General features: G+C 42.3%; 24 protein-coding genes and 4 tRNA genes. All 28 read right to left on the bottom strand.

All coding sequences use genetic code 11. The features are described from left to right. Window positions 1–113 precede the first annotated feature (113 nt). On the bottom strand, window positions 114–383 hold the full coding sequence (gene rpsQ, locus B8983_RS13090; protein ID WP_084285833.1) for a 30S ribosomal protein S17: 270 nt from the start codon (window positions 381–383) through the stop codon (window positions 114–116). Next, entirely contained in the window at window positions 380–574 is a 195-nt protein-coding gene (gene rpmC / locus B8983_RS13085) for a 50S ribosomal protein L29 (RefSeq protein ID WP_084285829.1), read from the bottom strand. The genes rpsQ and rpmC overlap by 4 nt, the downstream gene beginning before the upstream one ends. 14 nt (window positions 575–588) lie before the next feature. Beyond that, complete coding sequence (gene rplP / locus B8983_RS13080) at window positions 589–1,005, bottom strand: 50S ribosomal protein L16 (protein ID WP_084285825.1); 417 nt, start codon at window positions 1,003–1,005, stop codon at window positions 589–591. Between the two features lie 2 nt (window positions 1,006–1,007). Continuing rightward, on the bottom strand, window positions 1,008–1,820 hold the full coding sequence (gene rpsC / locus B8983_RS13075; RefSeq protein WP_084285821.1) for a 30S ribosomal protein S3: 813 nt from the start codon (window positions 1,818–1,820) through the stop codon (window positions 1,008–1,010). Between the two features lie 9 nt (window positions 1,821–1,829). Continuing rightward, window positions 1,830–2,159 carry a 50S ribosomal protein L22 gene (gene rplV / locus B8983_RS13070; RefSeq protein ID WP_084285815.1) on the bottom strand — a complete coding sequence of 110 codons (330 nt, stop codon included), beginning with the start codon at window positions 2,157–2,159 and terminating at the stop codon, window positions 1,830–1,832. A gap of 9 nt (window positions 2,160–2,168) precedes the next feature. After that, the gene (gene rpsS / locus B8983_RS13065; protein WP_084285812.1) at window positions 2,169–2,444 is read right to left on the bottom strand and encodes a 30S ribosomal protein S19; all 276 of its coding nucleotides are present in this window, start codon (window positions 2,442–2,444) and stop codon (window positions 2,169–2,171) included. Between the two features lie 18 nt (window positions 2,445–2,462). Beyond that, entirely contained in the window at window positions 2,463–3,293 is an 831-nt protein-coding gene (rplB, locus tag B8983_RS13060) for a 50S ribosomal protein L2 (RefSeq protein ID WP_084285809.1), read from the bottom strand. A 1-nt stretch (window position 3,294) separates the two neighbouring features. Next, window positions 3,295–3,609, bottom strand: a complete 315-nt coding sequence (gene rplW / locus B8983_RS13055) for a 50S ribosomal protein L23 (protein ID WP_084285806.1) — start codon at window positions 3,607–3,609, stop codon at window positions 3,295–3,297. Further along, window positions 3,606–4,226 carry a 50S ribosomal protein L4 gene (gene rplD / locus B8983_RS13050; protein ID WP_084285801.1) on the bottom strand — a complete coding sequence of 207 codons (621 nt, stop codon included), beginning with the start codon at window positions 4,224–4,226 and terminating at the stop codon, window positions 3,606–3,608. Before rplD ends, rplW begins: the two co-directional genes overlap by 4 nt. 12 nt (window positions 4,227–4,238) lie before the next feature. Next, window positions 4,239–4,892 (bottom strand): 50S ribosomal protein L3, encoded by a 654-nt coding sequence (rplC, locus tag B8983_RS13045; RefSeq protein ID WP_084285799.1) that lies wholly within the window; start codon window positions 4,890–4,892, stop codon window positions 4,239–4,241. Between the two features lie 193 nt (window positions 4,893–5,085). Beyond that, window positions 5,086–5,397, bottom strand: coding sequence for a 30S ribosomal protein S10 (gene rpsJ / locus B8983_RS13040; protein WP_084285796.1), 312 nt, complete (start codon window positions 5,395–5,397; stop codon window positions 5,086–5,088). 92 nt (window positions 5,398–5,489) lie between these two features. Beyond that, window positions 5,490–6,680 carry an elongation factor Tu gene (gene tuf / locus B8983_RS13035; RefSeq protein ID WP_084285774.1) on the bottom strand — a complete coding sequence of 397 codons (1,191 nt, stop codon included), beginning with the start codon at window positions 6,678–6,680 and terminating at the stop codon, window positions 5,490–5,492. A gap of 45 nt (window positions 6,681–6,725) precedes the next feature. After that, window positions 6,726–8,828, bottom strand: a complete 2,103-nt coding sequence (gene fusA, locus B8983_RS13030) for an elongation factor G (protein ID WP_084285792.1) — start codon at window positions 8,826–8,828, stop codon at window positions 6,726–6,728. A gap of 34 nt (window positions 8,829–8,862) precedes the next feature. Next, window positions 8,863–9,333 (bottom strand): 30S ribosomal protein S7, encoded by a 471-nt coding sequence (gene rpsG, locus B8983_RS13025; RefSeq protein WP_084285790.1) that lies wholly within the window; start codon window positions 9,331–9,333, stop codon window positions 8,863–8,865. A 111-nt stretch (window positions 9,334–9,444) separates the two neighbouring features. After that, window positions 9,445–9,822: a 30S ribosomal protein S12 gene (rpsL, locus tag B8983_RS13020; RefSeq protein WP_084285789.1), complete on the bottom strand. Its 378-nt coding sequence runs from the start codon at window positions 9,820–9,822 to the stop codon at window positions 9,445–9,447. A gap of 155 nt (window positions 9,823–9,977) precedes the next feature. Continuing rightward, on the bottom strand, window positions 9,978–14,219 hold the full coding sequence (gene rpoC / locus B8983_RS13015; protein WP_084285787.1) for a DNA-directed RNA polymerase subunit beta': 4,242 nt from the start codon (window positions 14,217–14,219) through the stop codon (window positions 9,978–9,980). Window position 14,220: 1 nt separating this feature from the next. Continuing rightward, window positions 14,221–18,321 carry a DNA-directed RNA polymerase subunit beta gene (rpoB, locus tag B8983_RS13010; protein ID WP_084285785.1) on the bottom strand — a complete coding sequence of 1,367 codons (4,101 nt, stop codon included), beginning with the start codon at window positions 18,319–18,321 and terminating at the stop codon, window positions 14,221–14,223. Window positions 18,322–18,534: 213 nt separating this feature from the next. Next, window positions 18,535–18,903 carry a 50S ribosomal protein L7/L12 gene (gene rplL / locus B8983_RS13005; protein ID WP_084285783.1) on the bottom strand — a complete coding sequence of 123 codons (369 nt, stop codon included), beginning with the start codon at window positions 18,901–18,903 and terminating at the stop codon, window positions 18,535–18,537. 43 nt (window positions 18,904–18,946) lie between these two features. Continuing rightward, on the bottom strand, window positions 18,947–19,450 hold the full coding sequence (gene rplJ, locus B8983_RS13000) for a 50S ribosomal protein L10 (RefSeq protein WP_084285881.1): 504 nt from the start codon (window positions 19,448–19,450) through the stop codon (window positions 18,947–18,949). A gap of 163 nt (window positions 19,451–19,613) precedes the next feature. Beyond that, entirely contained in the window at window positions 19,614–20,309 is a 696-nt protein-coding gene (gene rplA / locus B8983_RS12995) for a 50S ribosomal protein L1 (protein WP_084285781.1), read from the bottom strand. A 2-nt stretch (window positions 20,310–20,311) separates the two neighbouring features. Next, window positions 20,312–20,743, bottom strand: coding sequence for a 50S ribosomal protein L11 (gene rplK / locus B8983_RS12990; protein ID WP_084285779.1), 432 nt, complete (start codon window positions 20,741–20,743; stop codon window positions 20,312–20,314). Window positions 20,744–20,893: 150 nt separating this feature from the next. After that, window positions 20,894–21,466 (bottom strand): transcription termination/antitermination protein NusG, encoded by a 573-nt coding sequence (gene nusG / locus B8983_RS12985; RefSeq protein ID WP_084285777.1) that lies wholly within the window; start codon window positions 21,464–21,466, stop codon window positions 20,894–20,896. 5 nt (window positions 21,467–21,471) lie between these two features. Next, window positions 21,472–21,852, bottom strand: a complete 381-nt coding sequence (gene secE, locus B8983_RS12980; protein ID WP_084285775.1) for a preprotein translocase subunit SecE — start codon at window positions 21,850–21,852, stop codon at window positions 21,472–21,474. 22 nt (window positions 21,853–21,874) lie between these two features. Further along, a tRNA-Trp gene (locus tag B8983_RS12975) sits at window positions 21,875–21,950 on the bottom strand. A gap of 5 nt (window positions 21,951–21,955) precedes the next feature. Next, window positions 21,956–23,146 carry an elongation factor Tu gene (gene tuf, locus B8983_RS12970; protein ID WP_084285774.1) on the bottom strand — a complete coding sequence of 397 codons (1,191 nt, stop codon included), beginning with the start codon at window positions 23,144–23,146 and terminating at the stop codon, window positions 21,956–21,958. Window positions 23,147–23,211: 65 nt separating this feature from the next. Further along, window positions 23,212–23,286: transfer RNA gene (locus B8983_RS12965), tRNA-Thr, on the bottom strand. Between the two features lie 21 nt (window positions 23,287–23,307). Continuing rightward, window positions 23,308–23,383 (bottom strand) — tRNA-Gly (locus B8983_RS12960). A 34-nt stretch (window positions 23,384–23,417) separates the two neighbouring features. After that, window positions 23,418–23,503: transfer RNA gene (locus B8983_RS12955), tRNA-Tyr, on the bottom strand. Window positions 23,504–23,738 lie beyond the last annotated feature (235 nt).

Genomic DNA, 23,738 nt, shown 5'->3' with positions numbered 1-23,738 from the left:
TCGGCTCAACCAGGATTAAAAACTAACTTTTAAATCGCAATTTAATTAAAAACTGCGAAGCCCTCTAATATATCAAGATTGCGTACAAAGTGCAATCTTTTTTTATTAAAAAATTACAAACCTTTGTTTTCTTGAACCAAACGTGTAACTACCCAAGATTTTGTTCTTGAAAGTGGACGTGATTCAGAAATTTCAACTGTGTCACCAATTTTTAATTGATCAGTTTCGTCATGCGCATGATACTTTTTTGACATTGAATAATATTTGCCATAAAGTTCATGCTTAACTTTTCTCTCAACCAAAACAGTAACTGTCTTTTGCATTTTGTCGCTTACAACTTTGCCAACTAAAGTGCGTTTTAAGGATTTTGTTGTATCGTTCATTTTCCTGCCGCTTTCTGTGTCATTGCAGTTTTAACACGGGCAATATCACGCTTTACTTTGCCTAACTGGCTAGTATCTTGCAATTGCTGTGTTCCTTTTTGCATACGCAATTTAAACTGAGCCTTAAGCAATTCAGATAACTCGTTGTTTAACGCTAATGCGTCCTTAGTCATCAATTCTTTCATTTCCATAATCATTCTCCTGCTTAAGAGCCAATTTGACGAATTACGAAAGAAGTTTGTAATGGTAATTTAGCAGCGGCCAATCTAAATGCCTCACGCGCTAAAGCCTCATCAACTCCGTCCATTTCATATAAAACTTTTCCTGGTTGAATTTCAGCAACGTAGTACTCAGGATTACCTTTACCATTACCCATACGAACTTCAGCTGGCTTCGTTGAAATCGGCTTATCTGGGAAAATTCTGATCCAAATACGACCGCCACGTTTAATATGACGAGTCATCGCACGACGAGCAGCTTCAATTTGGCGCGCAGTTAAACGACCACGAACCATTGCCTTCAAACCAAATTCACCAAACGATACAGCATTACCACGTGTGGCTTTTCCAGTATTACGGCCTTTTTGTTCCTTACGGTATTTACGACGTTTAGGTTGTAACATAATTATTCTCCTGCCTTAGGTGCATCTTCAGGCTTCACAACTTTACGAACCCTCTTCACAGCTGCCTTTACTTCTGGCTTATCGCCATCAGAACCTTCAGCTTTACGAGGACCACGTGGTGCACGACGTGATTTCTTGTCATCATCAACCTCAGGTTGCGCTGGAACTGCAGGAATTACAACATTATTTCCTAAAGTATCGCCTTTATAGACCCATACTTTTACGCCAATAATTCCGTAAGTAGTTTCAGCTTCAGAAGTTGCATAATCAATATCAGCTTTTAATGTATGAAGTGGAACACGACCTTCACGGTACCATTCACGTCTAGCAATTTCAGCACCATTTAAACGACCAGAACTCATGATTTTGATACCTTGAGCTCCAAGACGCATAGCACTTTGCATTGCACGCTTCATCGCACGACGGAACATAATACGCTTTTCTAACTGCTGAGTAATTGAATCAGCAATTAACTGCGCATCGATTTCAGGCTTACGAATTTCTTCGATATTAACGTGAACTGGAACGCCCATACGCTTTTGAAGTTCCTTGCGGAGCACTTCGATATCTTCACCTTTTTTACCGATCACTACACCTGGACGTGAACTTAAAATGGTAATTTTTGCGTTTTTAGCTGGACGCTCAATAATTACTTTACTTACAGAAGCATTTTTCAATTTTTTCTTTAAGTAATTACGCACTTCGATATCTTCTTGGAGCATACCAGCAAAGTCTGTATTACCAGCATACCAGCGTGAAGTCCAGTTGCGAGTGACCGCAAGACGGAAACCATTGGGATTAATCTTTTGACCCATGACTCTTCCTTAATTACTCAAAGTCACAGTGATGTGACAAGTTTGTTTTTCAATTTTGTTACCGCGGCCTTTTGCTCTAGCAGTAAAACGCTTGAGTGAAGTTGCCTTGTCGACAGTAACCGCTTTAACTTTTAATTCATCAATATCAATACCGCTGTTGTGTTCTGCATTAGCAATTGCAGATTCAACAACTTTTTTCATGATAAATGCAGCTTTTTTAGGACTGAAAGTTAGAATATTTATTGCTCTCGCAATTGGTAGACCGCGAATCTGATCCGCAACGAGACGTGTCTTTTGCGCACTGATTCTGGCACTACGGTGAATGGCTTTAGTTTCCATCATTTCCCCTTACTTCTTAGCTTTCTTGTCGGCTGCGTGACCTTTAAAAGTTCTAGTCAACGCAAATTCACCGAGTTTATGACCAACCATGTTCTCTGAAACATAAACCGGTACATGTTGACGACCGTTATGAACGGCAATCGTCAACCCGATAAAATCAGGGAGAATAGTTGAACGTCTTGACCATGTTTTAATGGGCTTTTTGTCTTTAATGGCTACTGCAGTTTCAACCTTTTTAACAAGGTTGGCATCACAGAATGGGCCTTTTTTTGCTGAACGAGTCATTTTGATTTCCTCAGTCGATTAACGTTTTTGACGACGCTGAACGATCATTGTCGTAGTGCGCTTGTTACGTCTTGTACGATAACCCTTAGTCGGGGTTCCCCATGGAGAGACAGGTACACGACCTTCCCCAGTTCTTCCTTCACCACCACCATGTGGATGGTCAACAGGGTTCATAGCAACGCCGCGAACTGTTGGACGAATACCACGCCAACGATTAGCACCAGCTTTACCTATTTGACGTAATGAATGTTCTTCATTACCAACTTCACCGATAGTAGCTCTGCATTCAATATGAACACGTCTTACTTCACCTGATCTCAAACGAACTTGAGCATAAATGCCTTCGCGCGCCAATAACACAGCTGATCCACCAGCCGAGCGAGCAATTTGAGCACCTTTACCAGGCATCATTTCAACGCAGTGAATTGTGCTACCAACAGGAATATTACGGATTGGCAAATTATTACCAGCTTTAATTGGCGCTTCAGATCCACTCATAATTGGCTGACCTTGAACCATGCCTTTAGCAGCAATGATGTAACGTCTTTCACCATCTGCAAATAACAACAATGCTAAGTTAGCAGTACGGTTTGGATCGTATTCTAAGCGTTCAATTTTTGCTGGAATACCATCTTTATCATTACGCTTGAAATCAACAACACGGTAATGATGCTTATGTCCGCCACCTTTGTGACGAGTCGTAATGTGACCGTTGTTATTTCTACCAGCATTTTGAATTTGTGGCTCTAATAACGGTGCAAATGGCTTACCCTTATGTAAATCTGGGTTAACCAATTTCACCATGGAACGACGTCCAGGTGAGGTTGGTTTTGTCTTGATCAGTGCCATATTATTTGACCTCCGTCTCAAAATTGATTTCTTGACCTGGCTTCAACGATACGTAAGCTTTCTTAACATGATTGCGACGACCTTCGAATCTACCAAATTTCTTTGCTTTACCTTTTTGAATTACCACTTGAACTGACTTCACTTCAACTTTAAAGAGCAACTCAACTGCCCCTTTAATTTCAAGCTTATTAGCATCACGTGCAACTTCAAATACCACTTGTTCATTTTTCTCAGCAACCATTGTTGCTTTTTCTGAGATAACTGGGCCAAGCAGAATACTTAAAAGGCGATGTTCGTTTCTACGAGTTTGTATCATTTGAGCATCTCCTCAATTTGAGCAATCGCTGCTTTACCAACCAAAATGTTTTGGAAGTGAACTAAAGACAATGGATCAGCATGTTGCGCTTCAACGATTGAAACCTTGTGTAAATTACGTGCAGCAAGGTATAAGTTTTCGTCAACCTTGTCCAAAATAATTAACACTGAGTCTAAACCCATTGCTTTAACTTTTTCAGCTAGCAATTTTGTTTTTGGCGCTTCCAAGTTAAAGCTATCCACAACATTTAAACGACCTTCTCTTGCTAACTGAGAAAAGATTGAGCGCATACCAGCTCTGTACATTTTCTTGTTAACTTTATGTGAGAAGTTTTCTTCTGGTGAGTTCGGGAAGATACGTCCACCGCCACGCCACAATGGAGAAGAAGACATACCAGCACGTGCGCGGCCAGTACCTTTTTGTTTCCATGGTTTTTTAGTTGTGTGATGAACTTGTTCACGATCCTTCTGTGCACGGTTTCCACTTCTTGCGTTAGCTTGATAAGCTACAACAATCTGATGTACCAATGCTTCGTTGTATTCGCGTTCAAATACTTCTGCTGAAGCCGTAATTGCTTCACCGATTTTTCCGTTTGCTTCTAGGAGCTTAAGTTCCATGATGGCCCCTTATTAAGATTTTGCCGCTGGCGTTTTAATTGCCGGCGTAACAATAACTTTTCCACCACGTGAACCAGGAACTGCACCCTTAACTAAAAGGAGCTGTCTCTCTGCATCAACGCGGGCTATTTCCAAATTCTGCACTGTACGTGTAACATCACCCAAGTGACCTGTCATACGCTTACCAGGGAATACACGTCCAGGATCTTGAGCCATACCGATAGAGCCTGGTACGTTGTGTGATCTTGAGTTACCGTGACTGGCACGACCAGATGAGAAATGGTGACGTTTGATTGTGCCGGCATAACCCTTACCGATTGTTGTACCTTGCACATCTACTTTTTGACCAACCGTGAACGCATCAACGCCCATAGCTGAACCAATTGTGAGTTCACCGATTTTTGCTGCATCTAATCTGAATTCGTTGAGTGCGTTACCTGCCATAACACCTGCTTTTGCAAAGTGTCCAGCCATTGCTTTGGTTACGCGTGAAGCACGGCGCTCGCCGTGTGCCAACTGAACAGCGTCATAGCCGTCAGTTTCCTGAGTTTTGATTTGTGCGACTCTGTTGTTGCTTACATCAATAACGGTGACTGGAATTGAATCACCCTCATCAGTAAACAAGCGAGTCATGCCGACCTTGCGGCCGATCAAGCCTAAGCTCATATCTACTCCCATGTCGACATCGATTGGTCGACTAAAATTAATTAATGATCTTTAGTGAAGGAATGCTTACTAAAAATCCCATTTCTGTATTACTTGTACAACTACATAAAATTTTACTTAATAAATATACTAAGCAAATTTTTAGCATAGCCAATCATTCTATACTTAAATTAAATGATTGGCAATCTTTTTTTTACTGAAGTTTGATTTCAACGTCAACGCCAGCTGGTAAATCTAATTTCATTAAAGCATCAACTGTTTTTTCTGTTGGATCAACAATATCCATCAAACGTAAATGTGTTCTGATTTCTAACTGGTCACGCGACGTTTTGTTAACGTGCGGTGAACGTAAAATATCAAAACGCTCAATTCTTGTTGGCAATGGTACTGGTCCTTTAACTACAGCACCCGTTCTTTTTGCAGTGTCTACAATTTCAGCAGCTGACTGATCAATTAAACGGTAATCAAATGCTTTTAAACGGATACGGATTTTCTGGCTTTGCATGATATTTCCTAAAGAACATAGCGGCGCTGACGCTCATATTATTTTTTAAGGGTTGTAAGCAGCGCACTTACAACCCGTCAAATACAAAAAACTTAAGCAATAATTTTTGCAACCACACCGGCGCCAACAGTACGGCCACCTTCACGGATCGCAAAACGTAAACCTTCTTCCATCGCGATTGGTGCAATTAACTTCACGCTAATTTGTACGTTATCGCCTGGCATTACCATCTCTTTGTCTTTTGGCAACTCAATCGCGCCAGTTACGTCCGTTGTACGGAAGTAGAACTGTGGACGGTAGTTGTTAAAGAATGGAGTATGACGGCCACCTTCATCTTTAGACAACACATAAACCTCTGCTGAGAATTCTGTGTGTGGGAGGATTGAACCTGGTTTGCATAATACTTGACCACGCTCTACATCTTCACGCTTTGTACCACGTAACAAGATACCAACGTTATCGCCTGCTTGACCTTGGTCTAGCAACTTACGGAACATTTCTACGCCTGTACATGTTGTCTTTTGTGTATCTTTGATACCGACGATTTCAATCTCTTCGCCGACTTTAACGATACCACGCTCAATACGGCCTGTTACCACTGTACCGCGACCAGAAATAGAGAATACATCTTCTACCGGCATCAAGAATGTACCATCAACAGCACGCTCAGGTGTTGGGATGTATGTATCTAATGCATCAGCCAAAGCCATAATTGCTTGCTTGCCTAAAGGACCTTCGTCGCCCTCTAATGCTAATTTTGCTGAACCTTTGATAATTGGTGTGTCATCGCCTGGGAAGTCATACTTTGACAACAACTCACGGACTTCCATTTCAACGAGTTCTAACAACTCTTCGTCATCCACCATGTCACACTTGTTCAAAAACACAACAATGTACGGCACGCCAACTTGACGCGCTAACAAAATGTGCTCACGTGTTTGTGGCATTGGACCGTCAGCTGCTGAACATACTAAAATCGCGCCGTCCATCTGAGCAGCACCAGTAATCATGTTTTTAACATAGTCAGCGTGGCCTGGGCAATCAACGTGAGCATAGTGACGATTCTGTGTCTCATACTCAACGTGGGCTGTATTAATCGTAATACCGCGTGCCTTTTCTTCTGGAGCAGCATCAATTTGATCGTAAGCTTTCGCTTCGCCACCAAACGCTTTTGATAATACGGTTGTAATTGCCGCTGTTAATGTCGTTTTACCGTGGTCAACGTGACCAATTGTGCCAACGTTAACGTGGGGCTTCGTCCGTTCAAATTTCTCTTTTGCCATTTCCGCCTCTCAATACTTAAGTTAGTTATATATAAAATTAGTTAATTATTTTGCTTTTGCTGCAATAACAGCTTCCGCAACGTTCTTCGGTGCTTCAGAATAATGCTTAAATTCCATTGTATAAGTTGCTCTACCTTGCGTTAGTGAACGCAATCCTGTTGAGTACCCAAACATTTCGGCTAGCGGAACTTCCGCACGAACGATTTTTCCACCGCCCGTAATATCATCCATACCTTGCAAAATACCACGACGTGATGACAAATCGCCCATTACGTTACCCATAAAGTCTTCAGGCGTTTCTACTTCTACCGCCATCATTGGCTCTAACAATACTGGGCTAGCTTTACGACAACCGTCTTTAAACGCCATGGAGCCAGCCATTTTGAACGCATTCTCGTTAGAGTCAACATCATGGTAAGAACCGAAAATCAAAGTTGCTTTAATGTCAACAACTGGGTATCCAGCAAGCACACCATTGTTTAATGTTTCCTGAATTCCCTTGTCAACGGCAGGAATGTATTCGCGAGGAACAACACCGCCCTTAATTGCGTCAACGAACTCGTAACCTTTGCCTGGCTCTTGTGGTTCTAACTTGAGAACAACGTGACCATACTGACCACGACCACCAGATTGTTTAACAAACTTGCCTTCAATCTCTTCACAAGTCTTACGAATTGTTTCACGGTAGGCAACCTGTGGCTTACCGACTGTTGCTTCAACGCCGAATTCACGCTTCATACGGTCAACAAGAATCTCAAGGTGTAACTCACCCATTCCAGAAATAATTGTTTGTCCAGACTCTTCGTCCGTTTTCACTCTGAAAGATGGATCTTCTTGAGCTAAACGATTCAAAGCAATACCCATTTTCTCTTGGTCAACCTTGGTTTTTGGCTCAACCGCTTGAGAAATAACTGGTTCTGGGAATATCATTCTTTCGAGAATAATAATCGCTGATGGATCACAAAGTGTTTCACCTGTTGTTGCATCTTTCAAGCCTACAGCTGCAGCAATGTCACCCGCACGAACTTCTTTGATTTCTTCGCGTTGGTTAGCATGCATCTGCAAAATACGGCCGATACGTTCTTTCTTACCCTTGATCGGGTTATAAATCGTATCTCCTGAATTAACAATTCCTGAATACACACGGAAGAAGATTAATTGGCCGACGAATGGGTCAGTCATAATTTTGAATGCTAATGCAGAGAACTTCTCATCATCAGCAGCTCTTCTTTCTGTTGGCTCGCCATTTTCTTGCTCGCCAGTTACAGGAGGAATGTCTAATGGGGATGGCAAATAATCAATCACGCCATCAAGCATCGCTTGAACACCTTTGTTTTTAAATGCAGTCCCACACATCATTGGCACGATTTCACCAGCGATCGTACGCGTACGAATCGCTAACTTAATCTCTTCTTCTGATAATGCTTCACCGCTTAAATATTTGTCCATCATCTCTTCTGATGATTCAGCAGCAGCTTCAACCATTTTTTCACGCCACTCTTCAGCAAGCTCTAGCAAGTCAGCTGGAATCTCTTCGTAGCTAAACTTTGTGCCTTGTGACGCCTCGTCCCAAAAGATTGCTTTCATTTTAACGAGGTCAATAACCCCTTTAAAGTTCTCTTCCGCACCAATTGGAACCTGGAGCGGAATTGGATTTGCTTTTAAACGAGCACGCATTTGATCGTGAACTTTAAAAAAGTTCGCGCCTGTACGGTCCATCTTGTTCACAAAAGCTAAACGAGGAACACCATATTTATTTGCTTGACGCCATACAGTCTCTGACTGTGGCTGAACTCCACCTACAGCACAGTAAACCATACATGCACCATCTAAAACACGCATTGAACGCTCTACTTCAATCGTAAAGTCTACGTGACCTGGGGTGTCAATGATGTTAATACGGTGCTCAGGATAGTTACCCGCCATACCCTTCCAGAATGCCGTTGTAGCAGCAGAAGTAATAGTAATACCACGCTCTTGCTCTTGCTCCATCCAGTCCATTGTGGCTGCGCCATCATGAACTTCACCAATCTTGTGATTCACGCCTGTATAAAACAGGATGCGTTCAGTGGTAGTTGTTTTTCCAGCATCAATGTGCGCGGAAATTCCAATATTGCGGTAACGCTCGATAGGTGTCTTTCGTGCCACGGTGTCCTCTTTTACTTATTCAATGTAATTCAATTTAGAAACGGAAATGTGAGAATGCTTTATTAGCTTCAGCCATACGGTGAACTTCATCACGTTTTTTCATCGCGCCGCCTCTGCCTTCAGCAGCTTCGAGTAATTCATTTGCTAAACGTTGCGCCATAGACTTCTCGCTACGCTTCTTAGCAGCTTCTCTCAACCAACGCATTGCCAACGCCAATCTTCTTGATGGTCTTACTTCGACAGGCACTTGATAGTTAGCACCACCAACACGGCGACTCTTCACTTCAACGATAGGTTTTACGTTGCCCATGGCAACTGAGAATACGTCTAGGGGTGGTTTGTTGGCTTTTTTCTCGATGTGCTCGAATGCGCCATAAACGATTCTTTCTGCAACGGATTTTTTACCGTCTAACATGAGAACGTTCATAAATTTTGCTACTTCAACATTGCCAAACTTTGGATCAGGCAAAATTTCTCTTTTCGGTACTTCTCTACGACGTGGCATAGTAACTCCTTCAGGTTCAGTTGGGAAAATTCCCTTGACTACTCAACTAGCTTTTGCCGGAGTAATCACTTACTTTGCAAATAGACAACCTATTTGCATAATTACCAAGAATTAAGCCTTCTTGGCTCTTTTTGCTCCATACTTCGAGCGTGACTGCTTACGATCTTTAACACCTTGTAAATCTAAGGAGCCGCGGACGATGTGATAACGCACACCCGGCAAATCCTTTACACGACCACCACGAATCAACACGACTGAGTGTTCTTGGAGGTTGTGACCTTCACCACCGATGTATGAAATTACTTCAAATCCGTTTGTTAAACGAACCTTAGCAACTTTACGCAAAGCGGAGTTTGGCTTTTTAGGAGTTGTTGTATATACGCGAGTGCAGACACCACGACGTTGTGGACTGTTTTGCAGCGCAGGACTCTTGCTTTTTACCACTAAACTTGTACGTGGCTTTTTTAGCAACTGGTTAATTGTTGGCATAACTTACTTTCAATACTCTGAGTACTTCAATTCGTTTAGTTAATCAAACTATTTCTTTTTTTAGGGAAATAATTCGGGTTTTACAGAACCTAGCATTCTAGACTGACTTTGGCGAACCGTCAAGAACCCTTTTCAGGATTCTTGACTTTTTCGTTTTATTCAGCGTCGCTTACAGGTACTTCTTCTGTAGTTACTGTCTTTTCGTTTGCTTCTTCGCTAGCAATCGTCATTGCGCGATCGCGCTCAAACTGCTCCCTAGCTTTACGTGCTTTACGGTAAGACAAACCTGTACCTGCGGGAATGAGTCGACCGATAATCACGTTTTCTTTCAAACCACGTAGTGTATCTACTTTGCCCATAATGGCAGCTTCAGTTAATACCCTTGTAGTTTCTTGGAACGAAGCTGCAGAAATAAAGCTATCTGTAGACAACGATGCCTTTGTAATACCGAGAAGAACGTTCTCGTAAATTGCTGGGCGTTTACCCAAGGCAATGACGCGATCGTTTTCATCAAGCAACTTAGAACGCTCAACTTGCTCGCCGGTAATAAAGTTTGTTTCTCCAGCATCCGTTACTTGTACACGGCGTAACATTTGGCGAACAATCACTTCAATGTGCTTGTCGTTAATCTTCACACCTTGTAATCGGTAAACGTCCTGAACTTCATCAACAATATACATTGAGAGTTCTTCGATACCTTTTAGATTCAAAATATCATGCGGATCAGCTGGTCCATCAACAATCATTTCGCCTTTATTGACAACTTGACCGTCGTGAACGAGAACTTGTTTTTCTTTCAAAATCAAGAACTCATGTGACTCTCCATCCATATCAGTAATCACGAGACGTTGCTTACCTTTCGTCTCTTTACCGAATGAAACAGTACCAGTGATTTTCGCTAATACAGCAGCATCTTTTGGTGAACGACCTTCAAAGAGTTCTGCTACACGTGGGAGACCGCCGGTAATATCACGAGTCTTTTGTGATTCGATAGGAATACGAGCCAATACTTCACCAGTTTTTACAATTTGGCCATCTTTGACGGTAATCAAGGCGCCGAATTGTAAGCCGATTGTTACTGGATGATCCGTTCCAGGAATCTTCACTTCACTACCTGATTCATCGAGAATCTTGATAATTGGGCGAATCCCTTTAGCGGCAGCACTTCTACGCTTACCATCAATTACAACTAATGTTGAAAGACCTGTTACATCATCAACTTGTTTCGCTACTGTTACGCCTTCTTCAACATTCTCGAAGTTAATTTGACCAGCGAACTCGGAAATAATTGGACGTGTTAACGGATCCCAGCTCGCTAAGCTTGCGCCTGCTTTAACTACTTCACCGTCAGCTGCTAAAAGCGTGGCACCGTAAGGTACTTTATGACGTTCACGCTCACGACCATGATCATCCATAATCAACGCTTCACCTGAGCGAGAAATAACTACCTGCTCACCCTTAGCATTGGAAATGTATCTCATTGCTGTTGAGAAACGTACTGTACCGTTAGACTTCGCCTCAACATTACTTGCCACTAGCGCACGAGATGCCGCACCACCAATGTGGAAAGTACGCATGGTTAACTGTGTACCAGGCTCACCAATCGACTGCGCTGCAATCACACCTACAGCCTCACCTACGTTCACCAAGCCGCCACGACCTAAGTCACGGCCATAACACTTAGCGCAGAGTCCATATCTTGTAGCACAAGCGAGAACCGTTCTTACCTTCACTTCATCAAGGCCAGATGCCACGATTTCATCAACCATGTCTTCATCAAGCAATGTATCGTGAGTAACGATGACTTCTTGTGTATCAGGATGTACAACATCACCAATCACCACACGACCGAGAATACGATCACGTAATGCTTCGATAATTTCACCACCCTCAACCAGGGCCTTCATTGTTACGCCTTCTGTAACTTCACAATCTTCTTGAATAACAACTAAATCTTGAGTTACATCGCATAAACGACGTGTTAAGTAACCGGAGTTCGCTGTTTTCAATGCAGTATCAGCAAGACCTTTACGCGCACCGTGAGTAGAAATAAAGTACTGTAAAACGTTTAAACCTTCACGGAAGTTCGCAGTAATTGGCGTTTCGATAATAGAGCCATCTGGCTTTGCCATCAATCCACGCATACCTGCTAACTGACGTATCTGCGCTGCAGATCCACGCGCACCTGAATCCGCCATCATGTAAATTGCGTTAAACGATTCTTGTTTAACGTCGTTACCATGACGGTCTTGGACGGTTTGCTGAGAAAGTTGCTCCATCATGGCCTTGCCTACTTGGTCACCAGCGGCACCCCAAATATCAACCACGTTGTTATAACGCTCTTGGTTTGTTACCAAGCCAGACATAAACTGCTTTTCGTACTCTTTAACTTTGTTGGCAGCATCGGTGATGATTTTTTCCTTTTGGGTCGGAATCAACATATCGTCGATGGCAATCGAAATACCAGCTTTAGTCGCTAAACGGAAACCAGATTGCAACAACTTATCAGCAAAAATTACCGTGTCACGCAAACCACACTTACGGAATGAAGTATTAATTAAGCGAGAAATTTCTTTCTTTTTAAGCGGCTTATTAATATTTTCAAACGCCATTCCTTTTGGCAGAATTTCTGACAAAATTGCACGACCTACAGAGGTGTGAATAACCGTAGTTTTCTTTTGGAATCTCGCATCACCTTCAGCGTGCTTATCAATAATGTCATATTCTGTCAAACGAACAGATATTCTTGATGCCAATTCAACTTGACCTGCCTCATAGGCACGAATCACTTCTGAAATGTCGGCAAACATCATGCCTTCGCCCTTACCGTTAATCTTGTCACGGGTTGCGTAATACAAACCTAAAACAATATCTTGGGATGGAACGATTGAAGGTTCGCCATTCGCAGGGAACAAAATGTTATTCGATGCCAACATCAATGTGCGTGCTTCCATCTGTGCTTCTAATGAAAGTGGCACGTGAACAGCCATTTGGTCGCCGTCAAAGTCAGCATTAAATGCCGCACAAACTAAAGGATGCAATTGAATTGCTTTACCTTCAATCAATAATGGCTCAAACGCTTGAATACCTAAACGGTGAAGAGTTGGTGCACGGTTGAGCATCACTGGATGCTCACGAATGACTTCCTCAAGAATATCCCAAACGATTGGCGTTTGGTTTTCAACTTCTTTTTTAGCTGCCTTGATAGTTGTTGCAATACCAAGTGTTTCTAACTTGTTAAAAATGAATGGCTTAAACAACTCTAAGGCCATTAATTTTGGCAATCCACACTGGTGTAACTTGAGGTTTGGTCCAACAACAATTACTGAACGACCAGAGTAGTCTACGCGCTTACCTAATAAGTTTTGACGGAAACGACCACCCTTACCTTTAATCATCTCAGCTAAGGACTTGAGAGGACGCTTGTTTGCGCCAGTCATTGCCTTACCACGACGACCATTGTCTAACAATGAGTCTACTGCTTCTTGTAGCATTCTCTTTTCGTTACGAACAATAATCTCTGGCGCACGTAACTCGAGTAATTTTTTGAGACGGTTATTACGGTTAATAACACGACGATATAAATCATTTAAGTCAGACGTTGCAAAGCGGCCGCCATCCAAAGGAACCAATGGGCGTAATTCTGGTGGTAATACTGGCAACACATCGAGAATCATCCAGTCAGGCTTAATGCCTGAAGTTTGAAAAGCCTCGAGTACCTTTAAGCGTTTTGCATATTTTTTAATCTTTGCATCACTACCAGTAGTCTTTAATTCAGAACGTAAAGTTTCAACATCGCGATCAATCTGGATACTTCTTAAAAGTTCACGAATACCTTCTGCGCCCATAATCGCTGTAAATGAGCCTTCGCCATACTCTTCAGTCTTGGCGTTGTACTCTTCTTCAGACATAATCTCTGCGCGCTTTACTACGCCTTCAGGGAGTAATCCTTGATCTACAACTACATATGCTTCAAAGTAAAGTACGCGCTCGATATCCCGCAAGGTCATATCTAAAACCATACCCAAACGTGAAGGTAATGATTTTAAAAACCAAATATGCGCTACCGGAGCCGCCAAATCAATGTGACCCATCCGTTCACGACGAACTTTAGTGAGTGTGACTTCAACTCCACACTTTTCACAAATTACACCGCGGAACTTTAAGCGTTTGTACTTACCGCACAAGCATTCATAATCCTTAATCGGGCCAAAAATCTTTGCGCAGAATAAACCATCACGTTCAGGTTTAAATGTTCTGTAGTTAATAGTTTCTGGTTTACGTACTTCACCGAAAGACCATGAGCGAATTTTCTCAGGAGATGCCAGACCAATTTTGATAGAATCAAATTGCTCTTCCCCTTGAGTTTGTTTGAATAAATCAAGCAATGCTTTCATATTAATTACGCTCCATATCGATATCTATACCCAATGATCTAATTTCTTTTACTAGAACATTGAAGGACTCAGGCATTCCTGCCTCAATAGTGTGCTCGCCTTTAACAATACTTTCGTACACCTTCGTACGTCCATTAACGTCATCAGATTTAACCGTGAGCATCTCTTGTAATACGTAAGAGGCACCATAAGCTTCAAGCGCCCAAACTTCCATCTCACCGAAACGCTGACCACCGAATTGAGCTTTACCACCGAGCGGCTGCTGAGTAACGAGTGAGTAAGGTCCTGTTGAACGTGCATGCATCTTGTCATCAACTAAGTGATGTAACTTCAATACGTGCATCACACCAACGGTTACGTTTCTCTCAAAAGCATCACCAGTCTGGCCATCAAATAGTTTCATTTGTTGACGGGATGCATTCATTTGCAATGGTCCAGCAACTTCCTCTGGATATGCTAAATTCAACATCTTTGCGATTTCTGCCTCTGTAGCACCATCAAATACTGGCGTTGCAAACGGTGAACCCTGACGTAAGTTTCTTGCTAACTCAAGGATTTCGTCATCTGTCAAACTATCCAAATCTTCAACACGGCCTGTTTCGTTATAGAGGCTATTGAGGAATGTACGCAACTCTTGGATTTTTGCTTGCGCTTGTAACATTGCTGTGATGCGCTTACCAATACCAAGTGCTGCCCAACCTAAATGGCTTTCTAAAATCTGACCAACGTTCATACGTGATGGAACACCTAGCGGATTCAAAACGATATCTACTGCAGTACCGTCTGCCATGTAAGGCATATCTTCCACTGGAGCAATTTTCGAAACCACCCCTTTATTTCCGTGACGTCCGGCCATCTTGTCACCAGGCTGCAAGCGTCTCTTAACAGCTAAATACACCTTAACCATTTTCGTTACGCCAGGTTGTAGTTCATCACCCTGAGTTAATTTACGATTCTTTTCAGAGTACGCTTCTTCAAACTGTTTACGCTTGAGCTCAATTGCTTCTTTAATAGACTCCACTTGCGCTGCAAACTCTTCGTCAGCCAAACGAATATCAAACCAATGGTATTTTTCAACAGTGGAGAGATACTCTTTAGTAATCGCTGTACCTTTGTTTAACTTGCCTGGACCGCCATTTGCAATCTTACCAATGAAGAGTTTTTCTAAACGACTAAAGGCATCGCCTTCAACAATTCTTAACTGATCATTCAAGTCCAAACGATAGCGATGTAATTCTTCCTGAATAATAGATTGAGCACGTTGGTCTCTTTCTACGCCTTCACGAGTAAACACTTGCACATCAATCACAGTACCCGTCATTCCTGAAGGCACTCTTAATGAGGTATCTTTTACATCTGAAGCTTTTTCACCGAAAATTGCACGTAATAGTTTTTCTTCTGGTGTTAGTTGAGTTTCACCTTTTGGTGTAACTTTTCCAACTAATACATCACCAGCTTCAACTTCAGCACCGATATAAACAATACCGCTTTCATCCAAACGGCTTAATTGTGACTCAGCCAAGTTTGAAATATCACGTGTAATATCTTCAGGTCCTAATTTTGTATCGCGAGCAACAACGTTCAACTCTTCAATGTGGATTGAGGTGTAACGGTCTTCTGCTACAACTTTTTCTGAAATCAAAATTGAATCTTCGAAGTTATAGCCGTTCCAAGGCATAAAGGCAATGGTCATATTTTGACCAAGTGCTAATTCACCTAAGTCAGTAGAAGCTCCATCAGCAACGACATCGCCACGGGCAATCTGATCACCAACTCTGACAATCGGACGTTGATTGATGTTGGTATTTTGATTAGATCTTGTGTATTTGATGAGATTATAAATATCTACACCAACTTCACCTGCTGCTGTTTCGTCATCGTTTACACGAATAACGATACGGTTAGCATCTACATAATCAACAATACCGCCACGGGTTGCCATGACTACTGTACCTGAGTCAACCGCCACAATTCTTTCCAAACCAGTACCAACGAGTGGCTTGCTTGGTCTCAAACATGGTACGGCTTGACGTTGCATGTTCGCACCCATCAACGCACGGTTCGCATCATCATGCTCTAAGAACGGCACAATTGATGCTGCTGCGGAAACAATTTGACTTGGCGCAACGTCGATGTAGTTAATACGATCAGGTGTAACCATTTTTGTTTCGCCAGCTTCGCGTGATGAAACTAATTCATCAGCTAACAAGCCATTTTCATCAATGGTTGCGTTTGCCTGAGCAATTACGTATTTCGCTTCTTCGATAGCAGATAAATAATCTACTTGTTCCGTGACCTTATTGTCTATAACTTTACGGTAAGGTGTTTCTAAGAAGCCGTGCTCATTTAAACGAGCAAACAAAGCGAGTGAGTTAATCAATCCAATGTTTGGTCCTTCAGGAGTTTCAATCGGGCATACACGACCATAATGGGTTGGATGCACGTCACGAACTTCGAAGCCAGCTCTCTCACGTGTTAAACCACCAGGGCCAAGTGCTGAAATACGACGTTTATGAGTAATTTCAGATAACGGATTTGTTTGATCCATAAACTGAGATAACTGAGATGATCCAAAGAACTCTCTGATGGCTGATGAAATTGGTTTGCTATTAATCAAATCATGAGGCATCAAGTTTTCTGTTTCTGCTTGTCCCAATCTTTCTTTCACAGCACGCTCAACTCTTGCTAAACCTGCACGGAATTGATTTTCTGCCAACTCACCGACGCAACGAACACGACGATTTCCTAAGTGATCGATATCATCAACTTCGCCTTTACCGTTTCTTAAGTCAACGAGTAATTTAATCGTATCTAGAATATCTTCATGAGAAAGAACCATTGAACCTTCCATTTCTGGACGATTCAAACGACTATTCACTTTCATACGTCCAACTCTTGATAGGTCATAACTATCTTCGTTGAAGAACAATCTCTGGAAGAGGGCCTCTACAGCATCTTCTGTAGGTGGCTCGCCAGGTCTCATCATACGATAAATCGCAATTCTCGCTTCTGGCTGTCCAGCAATTTCATCGCCACGTAATGTTTGTGAAATGAATGAGCCTTGATCTAAATCATTGATATAGATTGTTTCAACCTTGGTAATTCCTGCAACTCTTAGTTTGCCTAGAATGTCATCGCTCACTTCATCGTTAGCATGTGCAAGAACTTCACCAGTTTCTTCATCAATAATATTCTTTGCTAATACTCGACCAATCAAATACTCATCAGGAGCTAGGATTGATTTAGTGTTAGCAGCTTCTAATTCTCTAATATGTTTCGCGTTAATACGTTTATCTTTTGCAACGATCACTTTGTCATCGCGGTCTTTAATATCAAACCTTGCAACTTCACCACGTAATCTTGCTGGTACGAATTCGATTGAAACGCCTTCGTTATTAATTTCAATATGATCAAAATTAAAGAAGTTAGCGAGGATTTGTTCGTCGTTTAAACCTAATGCCTTTAACAAAATAGTTACTGGCATTTTACGTCTACGGTCGACACGGAAATACAGGATGTCTTTAGGATCAAATTCGAAATCTAACCATGAGCCACGGTAAGGAATAATTCTTGCTGAAAACAAGAGTTTTCCTGAACTATGTGTTTTGCCTTTATCGTGTTCGAAGAACACGCCAGGTGAACGGTGTAACTGAGATACGATTACACGCTCTGTACCGTTAATAACAAAAGAACCAGTATCTGTCATCAGCGGAATTTCGCCCATGTACACTTCTTGTTCTTTAATTTCTTTTACTTTAGTTGGGTTTTCACGATCGTTAATAATTAAACGAACTTTAGCTCTCAACGCTGAATGGAATGTTAAGCCACGTTGTTGACATTCTTTAACGTCGAATGGAGGAGCTGATAATTGATAGGAAACATATTCCATCTTTGCGTAGCCATTATTGGATACGATTGGGAAGATAGATAAAAATGCAGCCTGAAGACCTTCATTTTGACGTGAAAGGCTACCAACTCTTTCTTGCAAAAATTTTGTATAAGACTCAAGCTGAGTTGTTAGTAAATAGGGTACCTGATGATTATTCAGGCGCTTAGCAAAGCTCTTACGGATGCGCTTGCGTTCGGTGAAGCTATAAGCCATGTCATCTCCGAATTCGGCGACTGAAAAGGGGGATTTGGTGCTCGGCCTCTACCAAGCTCTGGCGGACAGCACGCACAACGGCGTACCCGACCAAATTTGCCTACTGCAGTCGTATCAGAAGGCAAACCAGATAACTCATTAAATTATCTGGTTTGGCTACTAACCAAACCTCTCAAATCGATAATGTGGTGGGTATTAACCACCACATATTCATTACTTGAGTTCGACCTTCGCGCCAGCGTCTTCCAATTTCTTTTTAGCATCTTCAGCTGCGGCTTTATCAACACCTTCTTTAACTGCTTTTGGTGCACCATCAACCAAATCTTTCGCTTCTTTAAGGCCAAGACCTGTAATTTCACGAACAGCTTTAATAACTGAAACTTTATTCGCGCCAACTTCAGCAAGAATAACGTTGAACTCAGTTTGCTCTTCAGCAACTGCAGCTGCAGCACCAGGACCAGCTACAGCCATAGCTGCTGCTGATACGCCAAACTTCTCTTCGAATGCTTTAACTAAGTCATTCAAGTCCATTACAGACATATTTCCTACTGCTTCAATAATTTCTTCTTTAGTAATTGCCATTTTTAACTCCTAATTCATTCATGTTGAAATGCGACTAATGCTTTTAAGCAGCAGGCGCTTCTTCGGATTTCTGTGCTGCTACCGCACCTAGAACACGAGCCATGCTCGATACAGGGGCTAACATTACACCTAGTAACATAGAGATTAACTGTTCACGACCTGGGATACTTGCTAGCGCTTTAACACCTTCAACGTCTAGTTGTTTCCCGTTATATGAACCTGCTTTGATTACTAAGGTATCTTTCGTTTTAGAAAAGTCATTTAAGACTCTTGCTGAAGCGATCGGATCTACAGAAATGCCGTAAATCAGCGGGCCAACCATCGACTCACCCAATGCTTCGAACTGCGTACCTTGTACAGCACGACGAGCCAAAGTATTTTTCAATACGCGTAAATATACGCCTTGCTCTCTCGCACTTGCACGAAGTTTTGTCAATTCGCCCACTGGAATGCCGCGATACTCAGCTAGTACAATGGTCTGAGCACTGGCAACTTGCGCACCAATATCAGCCACTACCGCTTTTTTGTCATCCAAATTTAAAGGCATGTTTAACTCCATTTATCCCCATGTTTCCATGAGGGGTTGCACATCAGCGAATTCTTTTCAGGTTCGCCATCTACGTTGGTGATTTCTCATTAAGGGTTACTCCGCCAACGGTCTTTGATGGCCGCTGACTTTTACATCAACGACCCAAAGTTCTTTTTACTATTTAAGCGTTAATAGAAGACTGCTCGACGCGGACACCTACACCCATCGTGCTAGAGACAGCAACTTTTCTTAAATAGACACCTTTACTTGTAGCTGGCTTAGCTTTGCTAAGAGCGTCAAGTAATGCAGATAAGTTACTCTTTAATGCACTTGGCTCAAAGGAACGACGGCCAATAGTTGCATGAATAATTCCAGCTTTATCAACTCTGAACTGCACTTGACCTGCTTTTGCATTTTTAACAGCAGTTGCTACGTCTGGAGTTACAGTACCAACTTTAGGGTTTGGCATCAAACCACGTGGTCCAAGAATTTGGCCTAGAGCACCAACAATTCTCATTGTGTCTGGAGACGCAATTAACACGTCAAAGTCCATCGTACCGCCTTTGATTTGCTCTGCTAAATCTTCCATACCGACAATATCAGCACCAGCAGCTTTAGCTTGTTCAGCTTTGTCACCTTGTGCAAATACTGCTACACGCACAGACTTACCAGTTCCAGCTGGAAGTACAACTGCTCCACGAACAACTTGGTCAGATTTCTTTGCATCAATACCGAGTTGAACTGCAACGTCAATTGATTCATCAAATTTTGCTGAAGCACATTCTTTTACAAGATTCAATGCTTCATCAATTGGATAAAGTTTATTGCGATCAACTTTAGATTGGATCGCTTGTAATCTTTTTGAAATTTTTGCCATGATTAGAGTCCTTCCACAGTAATACCCATTGAACGGGCGCTACCTGCAATTGTTCTTACTGCTGCTTCTAAATTCGCTGCTGTTAAATCAGGCATTTTTGCCTTAGCAATGTCTTCAACTTGTGCGCGTGTGATCTTGCCTACTTTATCAGTATGTGGTCTTGCAGATCCTTTATCCAACTTAGCGGCTTTCTTAATTAAAGTCGTTGCTGGAGGAGTCTTCATGATGAAAGTGAAGCTCTTATCAGCAAACGCTGTAATTACGACTGGAATTGGGAGTCCTGGCTCAACACCTTGTGTCTGAGCATTAAATGCTTTACAGAATTCCATGATGTTCAAACCGCGCTGACCTAAAGCAGGTCCGATTGGAGGCGATGGGTTCGCTTTACCCGCAGGTACTTGTAGCTTAATAAAGCCAATGATTTTTTTTGCCATTGTATAACTCCTTAAAAGCGAATCTTCTTAACGATCGCTGTTGAGTAAACGCGTTGTTAAAGCGGCAACCTTAACTCTGCTCCTCTTGTTTAGAGTGTTTACACACCCAAACTATTCTACTGATTACATCTAACTACAAACTAATCTTTATTACATTTTCTCAACTTGGCCAAACTCTAATTCCACTGGAGTTCCGCGACCAAAAATTGTAACAGAAACTCTTAATCTTGACTTTTCATAGTTAACTTCTTCGACATTGCCATTAAAGTCAGTAAACGGACCTTCTTTGACTCGGACCATTTCACCAATTTCAAATAATGTTTTCGGCTTAGGCTTATCAACCCCAGCTTGCATTTGATCCATTATTTTTTTAACTTCGGCTGTAGAAATAGGCGATGGTTTATTTTTGATACCACCGACAAAGCCGGTTACCTTTGGTGTGTTTTTGACTAAATGCCAAGACTCATCGCCCAATTGCATTTCGATTAAAACATACCCTGGAAAGAATCGACGCTCAGTTACTGATTTTGACCCGCCCTTTACTTCAATAACTTCTTCTGAAGGCACAAGAATTCTACCGAACTGTTCAGCAATTGAAGATCTAGCAATTCGCTCTTCTAAGCCTCTTTTGACACTCTTTTCCATGCCAGAATACGCGTGTATTACATACCAACGCATGTTTTCTGCAGCTTGAGGATTTTGATCAACTTCTGTATTAGTCATATTTATCATTTCCACCCAAGAAATACGGAGAAAATAATCCACTCGATTATCTTATCGGCACTCCACAGGAAAATTGCCATCACAGCAACAAAAGCAAAAACGATCAAAGTCATTTGCGTACTCTCTTTACGAGTAGGCCATACAACTTTTTTTGTTTCGTTAATACTGTCTTTAGCATATGCTATAAATTTCTTACCACTCGAAGTAATTGCTAACAACCCAATTGCAAGAGCAAAACCACCGAGCAAGACGCCAAGACGAATAACTGTGCCTTGATTAACAAGGCCATAATATCCGACCAAAGCGCCAAGCACCAAAAAGATAGCCGCACCGACTACCCAATTGGATTCAACAACTTCACTTGATAAATTTTTCTGTTCTGACATTATTTTCTAACCTTGCTTTTGGTGGCAGGGGCGGAGGGCATCGAACCCCCAACCTTTGGTTTTGGAGACCAACGCTCTGCCAATTGAGCTACACCCCTATACCTTAAGCAATAATTTTTGCAACCACACCGGCGCCAACAGTACGGCCACCTTCACGGATCGCAAAACGTAAACCTTCTTCCATCGCGATTGGTGCAATTAACTTCACGCTAATTTGTACGTTATCGCCTGGCATTACCATCTCTTTGTCTTTTGGCAACTCAATCGCGCCAGTTACGTCCGTTGTACGGAAGTAGAACTGTGGACGGTAGTTGTTAAAGAATGGAGTATGACGGCCACCTTCATCTTTAGACAACACATAAACCTCTGCTGAGAATTCTGTGTGTGGGAGGATTGAACCTGGTTTGCATAATACTTGACCACGCTCTACATCTTCACGCTTTGTACCACGTAACAAGATACCAACGTTATCGCCTGCTTGACCTTGGTCTAGCAACTTACGGAACATTTCTACGCCTGTACATGTTGTCTTTTGTGTGTCTTTGATACCGACGATTTCAATCTCTTCGCCGACTTTAACGATACCACGCTCAATACGGCCTGTTACCACTGTACCGCGACCAGAAATAGAGAATACATCTTCTACCGGCATCAAGAATGTACCATCAACAGCACGCTCAGGTGTTGGGATGTATGTATCTAATGCATCAGCCAAAGCCATAATTGCTTGCTTGCCTAAAGGACCTTCGTCGCCCTCTAATGCTAATTTTGCTGAACCTTTGATAATTGGTGTGTCATCGCCTGGGAAGTCATACTTTGACAACAACTCACGGACTTCCATTTCAACGAGTTCTAACAACTCTTCGTCATCCACCATGTCGCACTTGTTCAAAAACACAACAATGTACGGCACGCCAACTTGACGCGCTAACAAAATGTGCTCACGTGTTTGTGGCATTGGACCGTCAGCTGCTGAACATACTAAAATCGCGCCGTCCATCTGAGCAGCACCAGTAATCATGTTTTTAACATAGTCAGCGTGGCCTGGGCAATCAACGTGAGCATAGTGACGATTCTGTGTCTCATACTCAACGTGGGCTGTATTAATCGTAATACCGCGTGCCTTTTCTTCTGGAGCAGCATCAATTTGATCGTAAGCTTTCGCTTCGCCACCAAACGCTTTTGATAATACGGTTGTAATTGCCGCTGTTAATGTCGTTTTACCGTGGTCAACGTGACCAATTGTGCCAACGTTAACGTGGGGCTTCGTCCGTTCAAATTTCTCTTTTGCCATTTCCGCCTCTACTGTTAATAGATTACATTTATCTTATAAATCATCACCAACCATATGGTGCACTATGGTGCTCATGGGCAGGATCGAACTGCCGACCTCTCCCTTACCAAGGGAGTGCTCTACCACTGAGCCACATGAGCGTTCAATCAAACCTGACACACTGGAGCGGGAGACGAGGTTCGAACTCGCGACATCTTGCTTGGAAGGCAAGTGCTCTACCAGCTGAGCTACTCCCGCAAATCTAACACGTAACACACTACTGCAATACTTCTGGTGGAGAGAGTTGGATTCGAACCAACGTAGGCGTAAGCCAACAGATTTACAGTCTGCCCCCTTTAGCCGCTCGGGCATCTCTCCGAGAACCTTAGATTGTCCTTCAACAGGGTTGATTTTGTCAACCATTTATATCGCTGAAAGTTAAAAAAACACAATATTTTTTAATAGAACTACAAATTATCGATAAAACCAATGATTATGAACAAGGATTTTCAAATATTCAAAGCAAAAAACCCAGATCGTTAGATCTGGGTTTTTCTTAAAGGTGCCTGGCAATTACCTACTTTCACACGGGTAATCCGCACTATCATCGGCG

Source organism: Polynucleobacter kasalickyi, assembly GCF_900176405.1.
Classification (GTDB): Bacteria; Pseudomonadota; Gammaproteobacteria; order Burkholderiales; family Burkholderiaceae; genus Polynucleobacter; species Polynucleobacter kasalickyi.
This window is presented reverse-complemented; position numbering and strand designations above follow the sequence as displayed.